Genomic DNA, 19,137 nt, shown 5'->3' with positions numbered 1-19,137 from the left:
TTGCCCGAACGACGGACGAAATCGGACGATAGGAGGATTTCGCCCGACCGATTCGCGTCCGTCGGGCGTGTCGATGGCACGCGGGCACGTGCAGGCGGGTCGGTGGGTGAACGGGCGGGTCAGAGGCGGCGGCCCTCCCCCACCCGGTAGGTGCGCAGGTTCGGATCGGCCTTGATCTGCGCCTCCGTGTACTTGACGGTGTCCCAGCCCTTGCCGGAGTAGAGCCTGGTCTGGTCGGCGTACCAGGGCGAGTTCGGGTTGGCCGACTGGGAGTAGGTGAGGATCTGCCGCCCCGACGGGCCGTCGCGGCCCAGCTCCACGGCCATCACGAAGGACGAGCCGTGCACCACCTTCGGGTAGCCGACACCGGGCGCCAGCGGACCGATGATCATGTTGAAGACGCCGGCCTCGGCGCGTCCGCCGTGGATCGGGATGCGCCGGCCGCCGCGCGGCTCGGTCTGGATGTCGCCGAGGCGCGCGGCGAGCGGGATGCCGGCGAGCCTGCGGACCGCGTCGGCGAGGCATGCGCACGCGCGGGTCGGCGGTGTCCAGCCGGCTCGGGGTGCGCACCGGGTCGGCGGCGTCGAACGCGTCGGCGAACCGGATGCCGCCCGACAGAGCGAACTCGGTGAACAGGTGCGCGCCCCGGCTGTCCAGGTCGACATTCTCGCCGGGCGCGGGCGTGTCGAGGAAGACCCGACCGGGAAACCGGTCGTTCCCCCGACGAGCCGCCCGGACGCGCACGCGTCCGGACGGCCCCGGTCAGGGCGGCCCCGGTCAGGGCGGCCCCGGTCAGGGCGGCCCCGGTCAGGGCGGCCCCGGTCAGGGCGGCACCGGTCAGGGCGGCACCGGTCAGGGCGCCTCGACGCCGGAGATCAGGTACCGGTGCACCTCCGCGCCGCGGATCGCCACCGCCTGCTCCTCCGAGGGGCCGGAGCCCCGGAAGTCGAGCAGCTGTTCCGCGGACTCCCAGCGCTCGTAGACGTTGATCCGTCCCGGCTCGACCAGGTCCGCGCCGATCGCGAAGTCGACGCAGCCCGGGGCGGACCGCGCCTGGCGGACGACCCGCACGCAGTCGGCGAGATAGGCGTCCCGCTGGTCCGGGTCGACGTAGAGACTGCCGGCGACGATGAGCACTGCTGACCTCCGGGTACGGCCGCGCCTCAGGCGCGGGTGATCGCGTTGGCGTGGATGGCATCGCCCAGGTACGCGGCCATCCCCGGCCTGATCTTCTCGAAGTACGCGGTGAACCGCTCGTCCGCTACGTACATGTCGGCCAGCCCGGTGTGGATCTCGTACGGGCACTCGTAGAACCAGCGGCTGATCAGTTGCCGGTGCTCCTCGGCCAGGTCCATCGCCGCAGGCCCGTCCGCCGGCGCCCCGGAGGACATCACCTCGGCGAACCGCCGCCCCCAGTCCTCGTTCTCGGCCTTGTTGCGCAGCCAGTCGTCCTTCGTGTAGCCCGACACGCGCCGGTTCGACTCCCGGTACGCCTCGCTGCCGCCCCAGCGACGCTCGGCCTCCTCGGCGTGCGCGTCCGGGTCGAAGTCGCCGAAGACCTCGAACCGCTCCTGCGGGGTGAGTGGAATGTTCAACTTGCTCGCCTCCATCGCGAACTCGATCGCCGTGACCATCTCCTGGAGCTTCCTGATCCGTACGGACAGCAGCTCGTGCTGGCGACGCAGGTGCGCCGCCGGGTCACTCGCCGGGTCGTCGAGGATCGCGGCGATCTCCTCCAGCGGGAATCCCAGCTCCCGGTAGTAGCGGATGTGCTGCAACCGCTCCAGGTCGGCGTCGTCGTAGCGCCGGTAGCCCGTGCCGCTGCGCCCGCTGGGCGAGAGCAGGGCGATCTCGTCGTAGTGGTGCAGCGTCCGCACGGTCACGCCGGCCGCCTTCGCCACCTGTCCCACCGTGTAGGCCATGATTTCCCTCCCTTCCGACAACGAGGCTCCCGCCTGCCGTTACGTCAGGGTCAAGCCCGATTCTGAAATTCCGGGCGAGGCGCGGACGCCGCTATCGGGGGCGCGCTCGGGCCGTCGACCGCAGCACCCTACTCGCGGCTCACGCCAGACCCCACCGTCACGCTAAGTAACAGCGCCCGCTCCCTCACTCAACGTCACGAGGCGCGGAGGAGCAAAGGCGGCCTGTCGCCCCTTTGCTCTGCACCCATCACCGCACCATGCGCCTTCACCTGCGGCTATCTACTTTGGCGGCAGTTCGGTGAGTTCACCCAGCGTGCCTGGTGCGTCGGTGGCTGCAGAGCAAAGCGCGGCGACGGGTCCGCCTCGACGGCGAGCGGAACTCACTCTGAGCGACTGAAGACCTGGTCCGCCAGTGGCGCTGGTAGCGCTGGTGGCACCGGGCCGGCGGTCGGCCCGGTGTCTGCCTCGGCGTGGCGCCGGGCCGGCGGCGGGAGCCGACCCGAGCCCTGGTGGCGGCCGGGAGGCAGGCATCCGCGGGTCAGGCCCAGTCCTCACCGGGGTCGCCGTCGACGGGGAACGACACGGCCGCGACCGCCCGGTCCCCGGCAGCGGCGCCGAGGACCAAGCCCGAGCCGGTCTCGGCGTCGGGGGCGGACCCCGCGCCGGTCTCGGCGTCGGGAGCGGAGCCGGACGGCACGAGCGTCGGCACCGGCGGTCCCCCGTGCGTCCACGGCGTCTCCTCGACGGCGGGGAACGCCCCCGCCGGCATGAACGCGTCCGACAGGGTCGTGTAGCAGAGCCGCTCCCCCACCTCGGGCACGCTGCCCGGCGGTGCGGTCAGCCCCCGCCCCATTCCGCCGGAAAGCTCCAGCACCACCTCGGTCCTGCCGTCGCTCACCGGGGTCACGAAGACCACCCGGGCCTTCTGCGCCGGCCGGGCCGGCGAGTACAGCGTCGCGCCGAGCGGCATCGGCACCGGCTCGGTGGTGACGAGCTGGATCCGGGGGCGCAGCACCGGCCGCCTGCCCGTGTCGTCCACCCGCTTCGGGTCGGCCAGGGTCACCTCGCCGACGAACGCCTCCCCGCTCAGCCGGTGCTCCGCCATCACCAGCGGGTCGTCGTAGGCGCGCTGCACCGCGTATGAGGTCAGGGAACGTTCCAGCCGGTGCAGCCGCTGCGCGGCGGCGACCGCACCGTCCCGGCGGGGCTGCGGCGCACCACCGGAGTCGACGTGCTCCGCGTAGCCGGTGAAGGCGTCCTTGTCGCCGTCCCACCGGCCGGCCACCCGGGCGCCCGGTGGCAGGCCGCGCAGCAGCCCCACGCCCCGCCACATCAGCTCCCAGGTCGGCTCTAGCTGGTCGCGCAACAACCGTTCCAGCTCCGCGTACGCCCCGGCGCGCGCGACCGCGTCGTCCTCGGCGGCGGCGTACGTGTCGATGGCCGGGGCGAGCCGCTGGTTGTCGAAGTCCGGGTCGGTGGCCGGGCCGGCGGGTGGGCAGGTCGCCGGGTCCTCGGCCCGGACCGCCGCCTCGGCGCCGGTGAGCCCGGTGGGCGGGTCGATCCAGCCGAGCAGCGCCGGCAGGTGCAGGTCCTCCACCACGCTCTGCCCGGTGGCCCAGTGCAGGCTCAGCGCGTCGGTCATCGCCAGCAGCGCCGACGAGCCCGGGTGTTCGGCCCGCTCGGCGAAGAAGGTCAGCCAACGCCCGAGCACCGGCACCGAGGGGTGCACCGGATACTCCCCGTCGGGGCGACGGAAACGGGTGGAGCGGCCCAGCAGCCGCAGGAAGGTGATCCCGGCGGGGTTGGGCACCAGCAGCTGCGGAGCGTCGACGTACCGGTAGCGCACGTCGCGGCCCCGGTCGACCGGCACCGCCTCGGCCACGCCCCGGAACCCGTCCAGGTAGGGCAGCACGATCCCGGCCAGCTCGGCCGCGAACGCGAACCGCTGGTCGCGGTTGCGGGGCTGCGGCACGATCAGCAGCCGCGCCGCGTCCGGGGCGTCGCCGACCAGCGCCGCCAGCGGCGCGTTCGCCTCGCCGGCCATCGCCAGCGGCACCAGCACCAGCGGTCGCTGGGCCAGGTGCAGGTGCCGGACGGTGGCGACCGGCTGGGCCACGCCGGCGGCGAGCGCCTGGGCCCGGGCGAACGCGCGCAGCGTACTCATGCGGGGGTCCCGGCGAGGGCGTCGGCGCGCAGCCGGGCGGCGGCCCGCAGCAGCGCGGCGGCCTCCTCCTGCCCGGGCTCCGCAGCGCGCTCACCGGCGGCCAGCGCCAGCACCGCGTCGACCTCGGCGACCCCGCCGAGCGCCTCGCGGACCGGCCGGCCCAGCGCCCCGGTGTGCCCGCGCGCCTCGTCGCGGCAGAAGTACGCCAGCTCGCACGCCGCCAGGCAGTCGGGCGCGTAGCGGGCCGGCACCCCCGACAACGCGGCGAGCAGGGCGGTGGGCTCGGCCGTCAGGTCGGCGGTGAAGTCCTCGGGCACGGCGGCCAGCAGCGCGTCGACCCGGGCCATCCGGTCGAGCTGGCGGCGCAGCACCAGCAGTTGCTTGCGTACGTCGACCAGGCTGGCCACCGGCTGGTTGGCGAAGTCGCGCGGGCAGACCAGCACCGCGTCGTGCGACACCAGCTCCGGATCGTGGCCGGCGGCGGCGAGCAGCTCACGCAGGGCCAGCACGTAGACGGCGGCCTGGATCGCGGCGGCGGACACCTTGGCCGGGTCGGCCTGGCCGTCGACCACCGGGAACGACTTGATCTCGACGACGTGGAACCGGCCGGCGAGCCGGGCGGCGACCAGGTCCGGCTCCAGGTGCACCCGACGGCCGGCGACGTCCAGGCCGAGCAGCGGGTGGTCGAACAGCGCGGCGATGTCGTCGGCCCCACCGGGGGTGGCGTCGGTCAGCAGCGCGGCGGAACGCCGGTGCCGGGCGGCCGTGTCGTCCTCGACGCCGTCGCCGAGGTCCGTCCAGCTCGCCGCCGCCGGCACCGGTACGCCCAACCGCTCGGCGACCAGCCGCAGCAGCTCGGCCCCGCCGTCGGCCTTGACCTGCGCCTCGAACGCGTTGCCCCGGGTGATGGCGAACCGGGACTGCCCGAACCGGGCGGGAAAGCCGATGAGCTCGGCCAGCTTCGGCTTGTCCACCCCGGCGCCGTCCAGCACGGCCCGCCGGGTGCAGCCCGGGTTGCCGGTCAGGGCGGCGATGGTGCGCGCGTTGTGCCGCCTCGGTGGCACGCCGCCGCGGATCGCGGCCAGTCGCTCCTCGGTGCTCGTCACGATCCGCCACGATAGGCGGTTCCTGCGACGGGTGCCGGGTGCCGCCCCGGCCGGTCAGCGCCCGGCGGAGCGGTTCCAGGGGGACCTGGGCAGGGCGGTGCCGGCGAGCGGCCGGCGGTCGCGGCGACGGCGGCGACGCCCGGGGCTGCACGGCGGCCGGGAGACGGTGTGCACGGGGGCGGGCACGGCGGCGGGCTGCCGGCCGATCAGCCAGCAGAGGAAACGGGCCATCGGTGGGGCTCAGCCGACGGGGAGGCGCTCGGCCTCGGAGCGGGAGATGTCGTACTGGGCGCCGCAGAAGGTGCACTGCTGCACGTAGCGGGTGCGAATCGGGACGATCGGCACGAAGAACAGGCTGAACTTCGTCGACCGGCGCGTGATCACCTGCGCGGCGTGGTTGCGGCAGTTGCGGCAGACCTGCTGCACCACGCCGGACTGGCTGACCTTGGTACGGAGGCCGAAGATGAAGAACATCGCCCGTCAGTACCCACCGAGGGCCCGACTATCACCTCGAACTCCGACCGGCCTGGCGCGCTCCACGGCGGAAGCGCGCCCGAGGCCGGTCGGACGCGGCACAGTCAGGCCAGCCAGTCGGGGCGCAGCGGATAGCCGCTCGCGCCCTCCGGGCCGTTTCGGGTGGCCAACACCTGGTGCAACTGGATGCCGTTGCGCTCGAAGGCCAGCCGGGACCCGGCCATGTAGAGGCCCCACACCCGCGCCGTGCCCGGCCCCACCTCGGAGACGCAGGAGTCCCAGTGCGTCGCCAGGTTGCGGCACCAGCCGGCCAGGGTCAGCGCGTAGTGCAGCCGCAGGTTCTCCTCGTGCTGCACCTCCAGCCCGGCGTCGTGGATCTCGCTGATGACGCGCCCCGGGCCGGCCAGTTCCCCGTCGGGGAAGACGTACCGGTCGATGAACGCGCCCGATCGGTGCGGCGCGTGGTTGTCGGCCCGCGTGATGCAGTGGTTGAGCAGCCGGCCGTCCGGCCGCAACCGGTCGGACAGGGCGGCGAAGTAGACCGGGTAGTTGCGTACCCCGATGTGCTCGGTCAGGCCGATCGAGGAGACCGCGTCGAACTGCTCGTGCGGCGCGTCCCGGTAGTCGAGGTGACGCACCTCGGCCAGGCCGGTAAGCCCCTCCCGCTCGATCGCCACCCGGGCCCACTCGGCCTGTGCCCGGGACAGGGTCACCCCGAGCGCCTTCACGCCGTACTCGCGGGCCGCGTGCCGGACCATGCCGCCCCAACCGCAGCCCACGTCGAGCAGCCGCGTCCCGGCCCCGAGTGCCAGCTTCTGGGCCACCAGGTCGTACTTGGCCGCCTGCGCCTGCTCCAGCGTGTCGTCGGGCGCACGGAAGACCGCGCAGGTGTACGTCATCGACGGGCCGAGCACCCTCTCGTAGAAGGCGTTCGAGACGTCGTAGTGGTGGGAGATCGCGGTGCTGTCCCGGGATCGGGAGTGCCGCAGCCCGTTGACCAGGCGCTTCCAGCGTGGCAGCGCCTCCTGGGGCGGGGGCGGCGGCGGCATCAGCCGCTCCCAGCCCAGCCCACGCACGAGGGTCATCACCTCGGCCAGCGACGGCGTACGCAGCCGCAGCTCGTCCTTGAGCACCCGCAACGCCTCGTACGGGTCGCCCGGGTGCACCCCCTGCAACGCCAGGTCGCCGCCGACGTACGCCCGCGCCATGCCCAGGTCGCCCCGGGCGGTGAGCAGGTAGGTCAGGCCCCGCTCGGTGCGGATCGACAGGGTGATCCCGGCGTCGGCCGGGCCCACCGCGCTGCCGTCGTACCCGGTGACCCGCACCGGGAGGGCACCGGTGGTCAACGCGCGGACGACGTCCGCCACGGTCGGCCCGGGGCGCCGGCTCCCCGCCGGCGGGCTGGCGGGAGCGCTCGCCGCCCCCTGGTCTCGATCGGTCAGGCTCATGCTCGTGCTACCGCCTTCTCGTACAGTCCGGTGAGCCGGTGGTCGGGGTCGTAGCGGTCCCTCACCGCGCGCCACGTCGCGCCGCCGTAGAGCCGGTCGAAGGATTCCCGGTCGTAGTACGCGTCGGAGTAGAGCGACTTGTGGCCGCCCGACTCCGACACCATGCGCTCGATCGCCCGGTTGACGTCGCCGTCGGCGGCGCCCGCCGCGATCGGCACGCTGCCCCAGAAGCCGATGTTCACGTACGTCTGTCCACTGCGGAGCGGATACAACGGCCAGGACCGGGCCGATCCGGGACCGGCCGGCTCGCGCAACCGCAACGGGCACAGCCAGACCGGGGTCATCCCGACGGTGCCGGCGAACCAGCGCAGGAACTCCGCCGTCCGCTCCAGCGGGATCTCCACGTCCTGCACCACCCGCTCGCGCGCCGGCTGGCCGCGCAGACGGTCGATCCGGGCGGCCACGCCGTGCCGGTGCTCCAACCGGACCAGCCGGTGGTAGACGTCGCTGCGCCGCCACCGCGCCGGCCAGACCCGCCGGAGCACCGGGTGCTGCACTCCGAACGCCGCAGAGCACCAGAACCAGTCGGTGTCCCAGCGCCAGAGGTAGTCGTACGTGGTCAGTGCGTCGCGCGTACGCCGGCGCAGCGACCGGTAGTAGATGTCCTGGCCCGTGTAGTCGCTGGCCGGCGGCGCGTCGTCGGTGAAGGTGCCGAGCACGAGGTACGCCTCGCCGGGGCTGAACATCACCCCGTCCATCGCGTCCACCGCCTCCCCCGCCCAGGACCGGGTCGCGACGACCTCGGCGAGCGCGTCGGCGAGGGCCTCCAGCCGGGTGAACCGGACGTTGCGCAGCGTCACGAAGCGGCGTACCGGCTGGAGTTCGATGCGCAGCCGGGTGGCGTAGCCGAGGCTGCCCAGCGAGTTGGGGAACGCCGCGAAGAGGTCGGCGTGCTCGCCCGCCGAGCGGGCGGTGACGAGCTCGCCGGCACCGGTCAGCACGTCCAGCTCGACCACCGACTCGTGCGGCAGGCCGTTGCGGAACGAGGTCGACTCGATGCCGAGCCCGGTCACCGCCCCGCCGAGGGTGATGGTGCGCAACTGCGGCACCACCAGCGGCATCAGCCCGTGCGGCAGGGTCGCGTCGACCAGGTCCTCGTAGCTGCACATGCCCTGCACGTCGGCCGTGCGGGCGACCGGGTCCACGGCGAGCACGCCGGTGAGCCCGCCGACGTCCAGGCCCGGCGCGCGGGGGGCGGACCGGGGGCGGAACAGGTTGGAGGTGCGCTTGGCGAGCCGCACCGGTGCGCCGGCGGGCACCGCCGCGTACGACCGTCGCAACCGGGCCACGGCACCGTCGTGGTCGACAGGATGATGATCCACACGGACCGCACACATGCGATCACTGTAAGCGTCAGGGCGCCCGCGACGGGGGACGTCCACCGGCGCGCTCTCGGCCCCGTCGATCGACTGGCCGTCGCCGATCCGCCGGCATAGCGTGAGGGTCATGCCGAAAGCCGTCTGGAACGACCTGGTCCTGGCCGAGAGCGAAGACACCGTGCTGGTCGAGGGGAACCACTACTTTCCGCGCGCCGCTCTGCGCGACGACCTGCTCCGCGGATCCGACACGCACACCGTCTGTCCCTGGAAGGGCACCGCGTCCTACTACACCCTGGAACACGACGGCCGGACCAGCGCCGACGCGGTCTGGTACTACCCGGAGCCGAAGCCGGAGGCGGAGATGGTCCGCGACCGGGTCGCCTTCTGGAAGGACGTCCGGGTCGTCGACTGACGCGCCTGCCGACGGGGCGCGGACTTCGCGTCATCGGTCGACGACAGGCGGCTCACCGTCGGCGCCGCCGCATCCGCAGCCGGGCGGGCGGCCTGGCCGACCGGGGCCGCCGACGCGTCGCCGGGGCCGGGGCCGGTCGGCCCTCGCCCGGATCGACCCACCACCCGAGGACCATCGTCGTCAGGAAGAGGCAGAAGATGCCGCTGATCAGGGACGCCTGCCAGCCGCTCCCCGGCGGCCACGCGCTCGACGAGCCCGGTCCACTCACCCGGGCGGCGCGGCTGACCGGCTCTCCCGCGATCCGCGGGTCGTCGTCGAAGTTCTCCTCGTACGCGACACCGTCGATCCGTACGGTGGCGTCGGCAGAGACGAACGTGCCCTCGCACCGCCACGGGTCGCCCCTGGCCCAGTCGTCGATCGCGCATCGGGAAAGGCTGACGGTCCCGCCGATGCCCCACCTCTCGGCCCGCAACTGGTCGATGCCGTCGCCGAGCGGCATCAGGGTCAGCCAGAGGAAGAAGCCGACCAGCGCCGCCCCGAACAGGTTGAACCAACCGAGTTCCCACACGTGGTCGACCCGCCGCAGCACCGCCTGTCGCAACCGCGCCATGCCGCGAGGGTAGGTGGTCGCCGCCACGCCCACCATCGCCGGCGTGGCGTCACCCGTCCGGTCTTCCGGCGCGCAGCATGCGCAACTGGGCCAGGTGCTTCGGCAGGTGGACGCGGGCGTGCAGGTCGAGGGTGCGCCCCCAGGGCAGCGGCTCGTCGACGACGAGGTCGAAGCCCTCGCGCAGGTGGGTGTCGACCGGGGTCTGGGCCGCCGGGCCGAGCCGATCGGTCAGGGCGCAGAGCTTCTGGCTCGTGGCCCGCAGCAGGGTGGCCAGCCCGTCCAGCCCACCGCACTCGGCGACCAGCGCGTCCACCTGGGGACGGTGGACGGTCTCCAGGTCGTAGTACGCGAACGGCGAACCGGCGAGGGCCGCCTCGGTGGCCTCCGTCATCAGCTCGTCGTTGGCGGCGAGGTGCGCGACGATCTGCTCGGCGCTCAACTGCCCGGCCGGCGGCGCCCCGAACCCGCCCGCGTCGATCTCCGCGAGCACCTCCGCGTACGCCTTCCGCAACGCCCCGCCGTCCATTCCTCCAGTCAATCCCGACCCGCGCCGCCCGAGGCGACGTTCCCCCGGCTGGTTCACCCGGACGAGGCTTGCCGGGTCCCCGGGCTTCCCGGCGTTGGCGGGCTTCCCGGCGTTGGCGGGCTTGCCGGGTTGGCGGGCTTGACGGGCCGGCACCCTCGTCATGACCGAGGGCCGGACCGGCGGGGTCGGTCCGTCTTGGCAGGCCGCCTGTCCACCGGCCAGCGGGCCAGCGCCCGGGTCACCGGCGGCGGGGCTGGCGGGCGCGCAGGTAGTCGGAGACCACGTACTCGCCGAGGTCCTCCAGGTCCGGGGTGAACATGCGGCCCTTCGAGCGGCGGGCCACCGCGTCGACGAAGCCGCGCAGGCCGGGATCGTCGCCGAGCATGAACAGGTTGAGCGTGGCGCCGTAGCGGGTGAGCCGGTCCACCTCGCGTACCGTCGCGTCGATCGTCTCCGGCAGCGACGGCCAGTGGAACAGCGCCTTCCCGTCGTCCGGGTCCAGGTGGGCGGTCGGCTCCCCGTCGGTGACCACCAGCACCACCGGCTCGGCATCCGGGTGCCGCCGCAGGTGTCTGGCGGCCAGCCGCAGCGCGTGCTGGAGGTTCGTGCCCTGGCGCAGGTCGGGCTCGACGGCGGCCAGCTCCTGCTGGGTCAGCGGCAGCGCCTCCAGGCCGAAGCCGACGATCTGCAACGCGTCCTGGGGGAACCGGGTGGCCATCAGGTGCGCCAGCGCCAGCGCCGTCTGCTTCATCGGACCCCACCGGCCCTGCGAGACCATCGAGTAGGACAGGTCGACGCAGAGCACCACCGCCGCCGAGGCCCGCCGCTCGGTCTCGACCACCTCGAAGTCCTCGACGGCCAACCGTACCGGCACGCCGGAGCCGGCGCGGCGGACCGCCCGGGTCAGCGTCCGCACCACGTCCAGGGGCTGCTCGTCGCCGTACTCCCATGGCCGGGAGGCGCCGCTGACCTCACCGGCGGCGCCCGCCGCGCGCAGGTCGTGCTGGCCGCGTGGCCCGGCGGTAAGGTCCGCGAACACCCGCCGCAGCGCCGTGCCGCCGAGCCGGCGCAGCGCCTTCGGGCTCAGGGTCAGCCCTTCGGCGTCCCGGGTCACCCACCCCTGCCGGCGCAGCTCGCGCTCCAGCTCCCGCAACCGGCGTACGTCGTCGGCGGCGTCGCGGCCCAGCGTCCGGGCCACCGCGTCGACGTCGACGTCGTCCAGGGTGGCGCCCGGATGCTCCTGGTCGAGCTGGTCCAGCAGCTCGTCCAGCTCGGCGATCTCGCCGAGCGCGCCGGCAGCCTCGCCGTAGCCGAGCGGCCGCTCGCCCCGCACCCGCTCGCCCGGGCCCCGATGCAGGTCCGGGCGGAGCGCGCGGAGGTTGGCGTCCAGCGCGGACAGCTCCCCGGCGAGCCGGTCGCCCAGCGACTGCCGCATCAGCCCGGCCAGTTCCTCGCGCTGGCGCTCCGACAGCGAGCGCATCAGCCGCTCACCGGCGGCCGACCGCCGGGCCAGCACGTCGACCAGCTCGTCGACATCGGCCGGCTGCTCCGGGAAGAACTCGCCGTGCCGGCGCATGAACTCGGCGAAGGCGTCGGTGGTGTCCTCGGACCGGACGTGCCGGGCGAGCAGGTCGTTGAGGCCGCGCATCATCTCGGCCAGCCGCTGCTGCGCGGCCGGGTCCGCCGAGGCGCGCACCGCGTCCCGCAGCCCGGCGAAGCGCTGGCCGAGCACGTCGTCGCGCAGCCCGTCGAGGATCCGCTGGTACGTCCCGCGGGCCTCGTCGCTGCTCCACCGGTATCCGGTCAGCTCCGCCACGGCACGGGCCGTCGAGCGGGGCAGGTTGTCCAGCACCGCCTCGGCGAACCGCGCGTCGTGGTCGTCGCGCCCGCGCAGCTCGTCCCGCTCGGCGGCGAGCGCCTGGTCGAGCAGGGCCCGGGCCCGGGTGACCGCCCCGTCCAGGTCGCCCCGGCGCAGCGCCTCCCGCCGCAGCCGCCTGGCCCGGGCGGCGAGGTCTTCGAGGCCGCCGCGCCCCTGGGGCCCCTGCCGCAGCAGGTCCCGCAGCGCCTCCCGCAGGCTGCCGCCGGCCAGCACCTCGGTGCCGACGGCGTCAACCGCCCCCCGCACGTCGTACGGGGGCGCGAGCGGATCGACGCCGCCCCGCCACTGCCCGTACCGGAACCGGTTGCCGGCCATGCTCAGGCCCGGCCGCCGTAGCGGGTCCGGCCGGAGTCGGTGACGTCCTTGCCGAGCCGGCGGGTCAGGTGCAGCCCTTCCAGGACGAACTCCACGCCGGCCGCCGCCTGCTCGGGGCTGGGCGCGTCACCCAGCCCCAGCCGGTCCAGCGCCTTGGCCAACCCGGGGACGGTGCCCACCTGGCGCAGCAACTCGGCGGAGCCCACCAGTTCCCCGGTCTCGATCACCGCGTCCTCGTCGACCAGAGCGGTGAAGCCGGAGAGGTCCAGCCCGGCCAGTCGGGCCCGGAACGTCTCGGCGGTCGCGGTCCGCAGCAGGTGGCCGAGAATCTCGACCTCCCGCCCCTCCTCGCCGCTCTCGAACTCGACCTTGCCGCGCAGGGTACTCGTCACGGAAACCGCGTCACCCACCCGAGCAACCGCCGCCTCAGATGAAAGGAAGGGCACCTTGTTAACGCCTTCTGACGAGGAAGGGGCCCTTCCTAACACCTCGGCGGCCGGGGGCACCGCGGCGGCCAGCAGGCCGGCGCGGCGCAACGCGGCGGCGGCGACCGTCTCGGCGGCGGCGATGGCGAACCGGGCGGAGACCCCCGAGCGCGGGTCCACCGACGGCGACTCGCGTACCGCGCGGGCGAACCGCGCGAGGACCTCCAGCACGTGCTCCGGCACCTCGGCGACCAGGTCGGCCTCCTGCCGGAGCAGAGCCAACTCCAGGTCGAGGTCGAGCGGGTAGTGGGTGCGGACCTCGGCGCCGAAGCGGTCCTTCAGCGGCGTGATGATCCGGCCCCGGTTGGTGTAGTCCTCCGGGTTGGCGCTGGCCACCAGGAACAGATCCAGCGGCAGCCGCAACTGGTAGCCGCGGACCTGGATGTCCCGCTCCTCCAGCACGTTGAGCAGCGCCACCTGGATCCGCTCGGCCAGATCGGGCAGCTCGTTGACGGCGAAGATGCCCCGATTCGTGCGCGGGACGAGGCCGAAGTGGATGGTCTCCGGGTCGCCGAGCGTGCGCCCCTGGGCGATCCGGATCGGGTCGACGTCGCCGATCAGGTCGCCGACGCTGGTGTCCGGGGTGGCCAGCTTCTCGCCGTAGCGCATCGAGCGGTGCAGCCAGGCCACCGGCAGGGCGTCACCGGCCTCGGCGACCAGCGCCCGCGAGCCCGGCGTGAGCGGGTGCATCGGGTGCTCGTTGAGCACCGAGCCGGCGATCACCGGGGTCCACTCGTCGAGCAGGCCGACGAGCGAGCGGATGAGCCGGGTCTTGCCCTGGCCCCGCTCGCCGAGCAGCACCATGTCGTGCCCGGCGAGCAGGGCCCGCTCGACCTCGGGCAGCACCGTGTCGTCGTAGCCGACGATGCCGGGAAAGCGGTCGGCGCCGGAACGCATCCGGGCCAGGAGGTTGTCGCGGAGTTCCTGCTTGACCGTGCGGTACGCGTGGCCGGCCGACCGCAGCTCGCCGAGCGTGCCGGGCAGGTCGGCCGGTGGGGCCGGGGTAACCGGGGAAGGCGCAGTCACCCGACCCACGCTAGCTCACGAAAGCGGGGACGCCCGGCCCGTCCTTCGGACGCCCCCGCCGGGCGGTACGGCTCAGCCGCGCCCGCAACGCCGGCAGGCGCCCCGGCGACGCAGGTGGTACGCGTACGTGGCGGCGCCGAGCGCGACGCCCCAGAACGGCCAGAGCAGCATCGGGGCGGTGGCCAGGCTGAGCCCGCCGGAGAAGTCCCAGAAGTCGGGGGTGGCGAGCAGGCCGAGGCTCGCCGCGGTGACCGCCACCGCGACCAGGGTCGCCGGGACGACGGCCAGCCCGACCGGCACCGGCCGTCCGACCACGCCCACCGTCCAGCGCGGGAACCGTTCCCCCCACCGCTGCACCAGCCCGAGGGTGAGCACCGCGCCCACCAGGGCGAAGCCGCCCAGCCCGGCACCCGCCCAGACCAGCCCGGACTCGCGCATCTCGGCGAGGAACGACCGTTCGATGCCGAGCGGGACGCCGACCGCCCAGGCGAAGCGGGTGACCGCGTACAGGGCGGGGACGGTGGCCGCCGTCCAGGCCGCCAGGCGCCCCCAGCGGGCGGCCGAGGCGGGCGAGGTCCAGCCGTGGTCGACGCCGTCGCGCCCGCAGGCCGGGCAGGCGCCGGCGGTACGCCGCTGCCAGCGCAGCGCCGCCCCGGCCAGCAGCACCCCGCCGACCAGGGCCGCGAACCGGGCGAACAGCGCCCACGTGAACACGTCGGCGTAGTCGACCGGCGGCCAGCCGAACGGCGCGCCGACGATCAGGATCGGGAGGTAGCCGAGGATGGTCAGCACCGCCACGTCCGGCACGACGACGGCGAGCACGAAGGCGACGGCCCAGGCGTACGCCAGCAGCAGGGTGCGCAGCGGCCGGGCGGGGCGGCGGGCCGGCCCGGTCATGGCGAGCGCGGCCACCGCGGCGCCGAGCAGCAGCACGGCGAACAGGGGTGGCCCGAGGTCGGTGGGGACCAGCCGGAGCAGGTTGGCCTCGCCGCCGCGCGGATCGTTGGCCCCGAACGGGTAGCCGGCGCCGGTGACGGCGCAGAGCAGGGCGAGCAGTCCCCAGAGGCCGAGCCAACCGGCGGCAGCCGGAGCGAGCCGGTCGAGCCGGCCGGGGGCCGGGTGACGGTTGGGAGCGGTGTTCGTCGTCATGCTCTCCAGCCTCGGCCGGCGGGCCGCGTCCGCCCTCCCGGGTGGCGGTGAACCGGCTCCCCCTCGGGAGGGAACGCTCAGCCCGACGGGGTGACGAATCCCGACTCGTACGCGGCGATCACCGCCTGGGTGCGGTCGCGTACGCCGAGCTTGGCCAACACGTTGCCGACGTGGGTCTTCACGGTCTCCACCCCGAGCACCAGATGCGCGGCGATCTCCGGGTTGGACCGCCCGGTGGTCATCAGCCGCAGCACCTCGGCTTCCCGGTCGGTGAGCCGGGCAGCCGCCAGCCGGTCGGCGCCGCGCCCCCCGTACGCCCCGGCGAGGCGGCGGATGGCGGCGGGGAAGAGCAGCGACTCGCCGCGCGCCACCACCCGGACCGCCTCCACCACCTCGGCGGGCCGGGCCCGTTTGAGCAGGAATCCGCTGGCTCCGGCACGCAGTGCCTCGTAGACGTACTCGTCGTTGGCGAACGTGGTGACCACCAGGACCCGGGGTGGGTCGGCGGAGGTGGCGAGCAGCCGCCGGGTCGCCTGGATGCCGTCGATGCCGGGCATCCGTACGTCCATCAGCACGACCTGTGGGCGCAGCCGGGCGACCAGCGGCGGCACCTCCGCGCCGTCGGCGGCCTCGCCGAGCACCCGCAGGTCCGGCTGGGCGTCGAGGATGGCCCGCAGCCCGACCCGGATCAGTTCGTCGTCGTCGACGATCAGCACGCCCGTGGTCGGCGTCGCGGTCGCGGTCGTCATCGGGCCTCCTCGAACGGCAGCCGCACCCGGATGCGCCAGCGGTCGCCGTCCGGCCCGACGGTCAGCCGGCCGCCGAGCAGCAGCACCCGTTCCCGCATCCCGTCCAGGCCCCGGCCGCCCCGGCCCGGGTCGGCGCGACGCGGTCGGCCCAGCGCGTTGGCCAGTTCCAGCTCCAGCGCGTCGGCCTGCACGTCGAGGCGCAGCGCGACCGGCCCCCGGCCGTACCTGGCGGCGTTGGTCAGCCCCTCCTGGACGATCCGGTAGCCCTCCCGGGAGACCGCCGCCGGCAGGTCGACCGGGTCGCCGGTGCACCGGGCGTCGACGGGCAGGCCGGCCGCGCGGGTGTCGGCCACGAGCCGGTCCAGGTCGGCGAGCGTACGCTGCGGCGCCGGCGCCACCGGCCGGCCGTCGGGTTCGCGCAGCAGCCCCAGCACGTGGTCAAGATCGTCCATGGCCCTGCGCCCGGCCTCCTCGATCGCGCCCAGCGCGCGCCGGACGAACTCCGGGTCCCGGTCCAGCAGCTCGCGGGCGGCGCCGGCCTGGAGGGTGGCGACGGTGAGGGCGTGGCCCACCGAGTCGTGCAGTTCGCGGGCCAGCCGGTTGCGTTCGGCGAGCCGGGTGGTGCGCGCCTCCAGGGCGGCGATCCGTTCCGCCTGGGCGGGGCCGAGCAGCGCCGGGGCCATCGACACCGCCAGCGCGCCCAGCCCGGCCACGGCGTAGCCGAGCGCCACCAGCACGACGAGGCCGGTGAGGGTCAGCCAGCCGGTGTCCCGCCCGTCGAACGGCCCGAACCGGTCGCCGCCGGTCAGCTGGGTGTCGAGGCCGAACTGTTGCCCGATGAAGGCCAGCGCCATCGGCACGGCGCTGAACAGGGCCGCCACCACGAGCCCGCCGCTGACCAGGTGCAGCGCGATCCAGAGCGCCGAGCGCAGCCGGGTCTCCCGGTCGGCGGCGTGCCCGGGCGCCGGGTCCGGCAGGTCGACGCCGAGCAGGGCCCGCGCGGCGGCGATCTCCAGGGCCCGGGGGCCTTCGAGGAAAACGGGGGCCGCCGCGATGGTCGCCGCGACGCCGAGCAGGGCCAGCACCAGTGGCCGGGGCACGTCCGAGCGGGTCAGCATCTGGGTGAAGGCCACCGCCAGCAGCACGTACGGCAGCGCGAGCACCCCGCCGAGCAGCAGGAACACGCCGCGCCGCCAGGTACTGCCGGCCACCAGCGGGGCGAGGACCGTGCGGGCTTCCACCCGCCCATTCTGTCCCGGTCGCACCCGGCACCGACTCCCCCGCGTCGGGGAGATCGGCGGCCCGGCCGGCGGGCGGGCGACGCCGCCGAGCAGTCAGCCCGGCGGGCGGGCGACGCGGACGGCCCGGCGGGCGACAGCGCGGCGCGGCCGGCCCGGCGGGCGACGGTACGACGCGGCCGGCCCAACGGACGGTCAACCCGGTGCCCGGCTCACCTTCCGGCCCGGGCCCGCAGCAGGCGGGGCGCCGCCGCGAGCCCGGTGATCGGGCGGAACTCCCTGGCCGCCCGCGCGAGCGCGGCATGCTCGTCGTCGGTCAGGTCGATGTCGGCGGCCGCCGCGTTGCGTTCCACCTGCTCCACGCCGGACGCGCCGGGGATGGCCAGCACGTTCGGGTGGCGCAGCAGGTAGGCCAGGGCGATCTGGCTGGGGGTGGCGTCGTGCGCGTCGGCCACCTGCCGCAGCGTGTCGATCAGCGTCGCGCCGCGCTCCAGGTTCTCCGGCAGGAAGTACGGGTTGGCCCGGCGCACCGCCCCGCTCGGCGGGTTCTTCGCGTCGTACCGGCCGGAGAGGAAGCCCTGGGCGAGCGGGCTGTACGCGATGACGACGCGGCCGGCCTGCTGCGCGTACGGCAGCAGGTCGTGCTCGGGCCCCCGGTCGACCATGCTGTAGCGGACCTGGTTGCTCAGCACCCGCCGGCCGAGCGCCGCCTCGGCGACCTGCCACCGGCGCAGGCCGTAGTTGCTGACGCCGACCTCGCCGACCAGCCCGACGTCCTGCAACGCGCGCATGCCCCGCATGGTGGTGTGGTCGGCGACCAGCGGGTTGGCCTGGTGCACCTGGTAGAGGTCGAGGTGGGTGACGCCGAGTCGGGCGGCCGAGGCGACCGCCCGCTGCTGCACCACCGGGGCGACCGGCAGGATCGGGAAGATCTTGGTGGCGAGCACCACCTTCTGCCGGTCGTCACCGAGCGCCTCGCCGAGGATCCGTTCGCTGCGGCCGAAGCCGTACAGCTCGGCGGTGTCGAAGACGGTGATCCCGAGGTCGACCGCGCGCCGGACGATGTCGGCGGCCCGGCGCTCGTACTCGGGGCCGTAGCCCCACTCCCGGGACCCGAACTGCCAGGTGCCGAGGCCGATCTTGGACATGGGCTTGGGGGTGTCGAGCGGGACGAAACGCATGGTCCCGAAACTACCCCGGTGTCCGTCGCCGCAGGCCCGTTCGCCGGGCACGCCCGTGGCCGGCGGGGATAGGGTCGGTGACCGTGACCTATCTCGCCGCGGACGAGCGCTACGACCAGATGACCTACCGGCGCAGCGGGCGCAGCGGCCTGCGGCTGCCCGCCATCTCGCTCGGACTGTGGCACAACTTCGGGCCGGACCGGCCGTACGAGCGGCAGCGGGACATCGTCCGCCGCGCCTTCGACCTCGGCGTGACCCACTTCGACCTGGCGAACAACTACGGGCCGCCGCCGGGCGCCGCCGAGGAGAACTTCGGCCGGATGCTCGCCACCGACCTGAGGCCGTACCGGGACGAACTCGTCGTCTCCACGAAGGCCGGTTACCTGATGTGGCCCGGCCCGTACGGCGAGTGGGGTTCCCGCAAGTACCTGGTCTCCTCGCTGGACCAGTCGCTGCGCCGCCTCGGGCTGGACCACGTCGACATCTTCTACTCGCACCGTTTCGACCCGGACACCCCGCTGGAGGAGACGATGGGCGCCCTGGACGCCGTCGTCCGGGCCGGCAAGGCGCTCTACGTCGGCGTCTCCAACTACGACTCCGCGCAGACCGAGCGGGCTGCCGCGATCCTGCGCGACCTGGGTACGCCGCTGCTGGTCAACCAGCCGTCGTACTCGATGTTCAACCGCTGGACGGAGCACGACGGCCTGCTGGACACGCTGGAGCGGGTCGGCGCGGGCTGCATCGCGTACAGCCCGCTGGCCCAGGGCCTGCTCACCGACCGCTACCTGGGTGGCATCCCGGCGGACTCCCGGGTACGCACCAGCGTCATCCTCAACGAGAACGACCTCGGCGAGGAGAAGATGGCCACCATCCGGGCACTCGGCGCGGTCGCCGAGCGGCGCGGCCAGTCGCTGGCCCAGCTCGCGCTCGCCTGGGCGCTGCGCGACCCGCGGATGACCAGCCTGATCATCGGGGCGAGCAGCGTGCCGCAGCTGGAGGCGAACGTCGCCGCCCTGGACAACCTCGACCTCGGCGCCGAGGAGCTGACCGAGATCGAGCGCCACCTCGGCTGAC

The 19,137-nt window shown here is 74.5% G+C and carries 17 protein-coding genes and 1 pseudogene; 2 read left to right on the top strand and 16 right to left on the bottom strand.

Going from position 1 to position 19,137, the window contains the following annotated elements; all coding sequences use genetic code 11:
* Window positions 1-119: 119 nt before the first annotated feature.
* The 8 genes and pseudogenes from KBX06_RS16220 to KBX06_RS16185 form a co-directional block, all read right to left on the bottom strand.
* Window positions 120-663 (bottom strand): annotated as a pseudogene (locus KBX06_RS16220) (penicillin acylase family protein); the annotation flags it as partial.
* Window positions 664-852: 189 nt separating this feature from the next.
* The gene (locus KBX06_RS16215) at window positions 853-1,137 is read right to left on the bottom strand and encodes an antibiotic biosynthesis monooxygenase family protein (RefSeq protein ID WP_210835594.1); all 285 of its coding nucleotides are present in this window, start codon (window positions 1,135-1,137) and stop codon (window positions 853-855) included.
* Window positions 1,138-1,163: 26 nt separating this feature from the next.
* The gene (locus KBX06_RS16210) at window positions 1,164-1,922 is read right to left on the bottom strand and encodes a MerR family transcriptional regulator (protein WP_210835592.1); all 759 of its coding nucleotides are present in this window, start codon (window positions 1,920-1,922) and stop codon (window positions 1,164-1,166) included.
* 538 nt (window positions 1,923-2,460) lie between these two features.
* Window positions 2,461-4,086, bottom strand: coding sequence for a hypothetical protein (locus KBX06_RS16205; RefSeq protein WP_247685981.1), 1,626 nt, complete (start codon window positions 4,084-4,086; stop codon window positions 2,461-2,463).
* Window positions 4,083-5,192, bottom strand: coding sequence for a hypothetical protein (locus KBX06_RS16200; protein WP_210835590.1), 1,110 nt, complete (start codon window positions 5,190-5,192; stop codon window positions 4,083-4,085). Before KBX06_RS16200 ends, KBX06_RS16205 begins: the two co-directional genes overlap by 4 nt.
* A gap of 240 nt (window positions 5,193-5,432) precedes the next feature.
* Window positions 5,433-5,666: a zinc-ribbon domain-containing protein gene (locus KBX06_RS16195; RefSeq protein ID WP_210835589.1), complete on the bottom strand. Its 234-nt coding sequence runs from the start codon at window positions 5,664-5,666 to the stop codon at window positions 5,433-5,435.
* A gap of 104 nt (window positions 5,667-5,770) precedes the next feature.
* Window positions 5,771-7,114 (bottom strand): class I SAM-dependent methyltransferase, encoded by a 1,344-nt coding sequence (locus KBX06_RS16190; RefSeq protein ID WP_210835587.1) that lies wholly within the window; start codon window positions 7,112-7,114, stop codon window positions 5,771-5,773.
* Window positions 7,111-8,511 carry an FAD-binding oxidoreductase gene (locus KBX06_RS16185; protein WP_210835584.1) on the bottom strand — a complete coding sequence of 467 codons (1,401 nt, stop codon included), beginning with the start codon at window positions 8,509-8,511 and terminating at the stop codon, window positions 7,111-7,113. The genes KBX06_RS16190 and KBX06_RS16185 overlap by 4 nt, the downstream gene beginning before the upstream one ends.
* 109 nt (window positions 8,512-8,620) lie before the next feature.
* Here KBX06_RS16185 and KBX06_RS16180 point away from each other — a divergent pair, with 109 nt between their 5' ends.
* Window positions 8,621-8,905 carry a DUF427 domain-containing protein gene (locus KBX06_RS16180; protein WP_210835582.1) on the top strand — a complete coding sequence of 95 codons (285 nt, stop codon included), beginning with the start codon at window positions 8,621-8,623 and terminating at the stop codon, window positions 8,903-8,905.
* 52 nt (window positions 8,906-8,957) lie between these two features.
* Here KBX06_RS16180 and KBX06_RS16175 read toward each other — a convergent pair whose 3' ends face one another.
* The 8 genes from KBX06_RS16175 to KBX06_RS16140 form a co-directional block, all read right to left on the bottom strand.
* Complete coding sequence (locus tag KBX06_RS16175; protein WP_210835580.1) at window positions 8,958-9,515, bottom strand: hypothetical protein; 558 nt, start codon at window positions 9,513-9,515, stop codon at window positions 8,958-8,960.
* Between the two features lie 49 nt (window positions 9,516-9,564).
* Complete coding sequence (locus KBX06_RS16170; RefSeq protein WP_210835578.1) at window positions 9,565-10,041, bottom strand: hypothetical protein; 477 nt, start codon at window positions 10,039-10,041, stop codon at window positions 9,565-9,567.
* A 238-nt stretch (window positions 10,042-10,279) separates the two neighbouring features.
* Window positions 10,280-12,235, bottom strand: coding sequence for a VWA domain-containing protein (locus tag KBX06_RS16165; protein ID WP_210835576.1), 1,956 nt, complete (start codon window positions 12,233-12,235; stop codon window positions 10,280-10,282).
* A gap of 2 nt (window positions 12,236-12,237) precedes the next feature.
* A complete protein-coding gene (locus KBX06_RS16160; RefSeq protein ID WP_210835573.1) occupies window positions 12,238-13,755 on the bottom strand; it encodes a magnesium chelatase in 1,518 nt (505 codons plus the stop codon).
* A gap of 63 nt (window positions 13,756-13,818) precedes the next feature.
* Entirely contained in the window at window positions 13,819-14,895 is a 1,077-nt protein-coding gene (locus tag KBX06_RS16155; RefSeq protein WP_210835571.1) for a hypothetical protein, read from the bottom strand.
* 77 nt (window positions 14,896-14,972) lie between these two features.
* Entirely contained in the window at window positions 14,973-15,644 is a 672-nt protein-coding gene (locus tag KBX06_RS16150; protein WP_210835569.1) for a response regulator transcription factor, read from the bottom strand.
* Window positions 15,641-16,885 carry a sensor histidine kinase gene (locus KBX06_RS16145; protein WP_210835567.1) on the bottom strand — a complete coding sequence of 415 codons (1,245 nt, stop codon included), beginning with the start codon at window positions 16,883-16,885 and terminating at the stop codon, window positions 15,641-15,643. The genes KBX06_RS16150 and KBX06_RS16145 overlap by 4 nt, the downstream gene beginning before the upstream one ends.
* A 209-nt stretch (window positions 16,886-17,094) precedes the next feature.
* Window positions 17,095-18,063 (bottom strand): aldo/keto reductase, encoded by a 969-nt coding sequence (locus KBX06_RS16140; RefSeq protein WP_210835565.1) that lies wholly within the window; start codon window positions 18,061-18,063, stop codon window positions 17,095-17,097.
* A 77-nt stretch (window positions 18,064-18,140) separates the two neighbouring features.
* Here KBX06_RS16140 and mgrA point away from each other — a divergent pair, with 77 nt between their 5' ends.
* A complete protein-coding gene (mgrA, locus tag KBX06_RS16135) occupies window positions 18,141-19,136 on the top strand; it encodes an L-glyceraldehyde 3-phosphate reductase (RefSeq protein WP_307854648.1) in 996 nt (331 codons plus the stop codon).
* The last annotated feature ends 1 nt before the right edge of the window (window position 19,137 follow it).

The sequence above is a fragment of the Micromonospora sp. C31 genome, from assembly GCF_018070575.1.
GTDB lineage: Bacteria > Actinomycetota > Actinomycetes > Mycobacteriales > Micromonosporaceae > Micromonospora.
Note: the sequence above shows the minus strand (reverse complement) of the source record. Positions and strands in the feature narration are given on the sequence as shown.

Bases quoted from the DNA above. Each gene is read 5' to 3' on its own strand.
- KBX06_RS16210 (WP_210835592.1), bottom strand. From the start codon at position 1,922: ATGGCCTACACGGTGGGACAGGTGGCGAAGGCGGCCGGCGTGACCGTG.
- KBX06_RS16205 (WP_247685981.1), bottom strand. From the start codon at position 4,086: ATGAGTACGCTGCGCGCGTTCGCCCGGGCCCAGGCGCTCGCCGCCGGC.
- KBX06_RS16195 (WP_210835589.1), bottom strand. From the start codon at position 5,666: ATGTTCTTCATCTTCGGCCTCCGTACCAAGGTCAGCCAGTCCGGCGTG.
- KBX06_RS16190 (WP_210835587.1), bottom strand. From the start codon at position 7,114: ATGAGCCTGACCGATCGAGACCAGGGGGCGGCGAGCGCTCCCGCCAGC.
- KBX06_RS16185 (WP_210835584.1), bottom strand. From the start codon at position 8,511: ATGTGTGCGGTCCGTGTGGATCATCATCCTGTCGACCACGACGGTGCC.
- KBX06_RS16180 (WP_210835582.1), top strand. From the start codon at position 8,621: ATGCCGAAAGCCGTCTGGAACGACCTGGTCCTGGCCGAGAGCGAAGAC.
- KBX06_RS16175 (WP_210835580.1), bottom strand. From the start codon at position 9,515: ATGGCGCGGTTGCGACAGGCGGTGCTGCGGCGGGTCGACCACGTGTGG.
- KBX06_RS16170 (WP_210835578.1), bottom strand. From the start codon at position 10,041: ATGGACGGCGGGGCGTTGCGGAAGGCGTACGCGGAGGTGCTCGCGGAG.
- KBX06_RS16165 (WP_210835576.1), bottom strand. From the start codon at position 12,235: ATGGCCGGCAACCGGTTCCGGTACGGGCAGTGGCGGGGCGGCGTCGAT.
- KBX06_RS16155 (WP_210835571.1), bottom strand. From the start codon at position 14,895: ATGACGACGAACACCGCTCCCAACCGTCACCCGGCCCCCGGCCGGCTC.
- KBX06_RS16150 (WP_210835569.1), bottom strand. From the start codon at position 15,644: ATGACGACCGCGACCGCGACGCCGACCACGGGCGTGCTGATCGTCGAC.
- KBX06_RS16140 (WP_210835565.1), bottom strand. From the start codon at position 18,063: ATGCGTTTCGTCCCGCTCGACACCCCCAAGCCCATGTCCAAGATCGGC.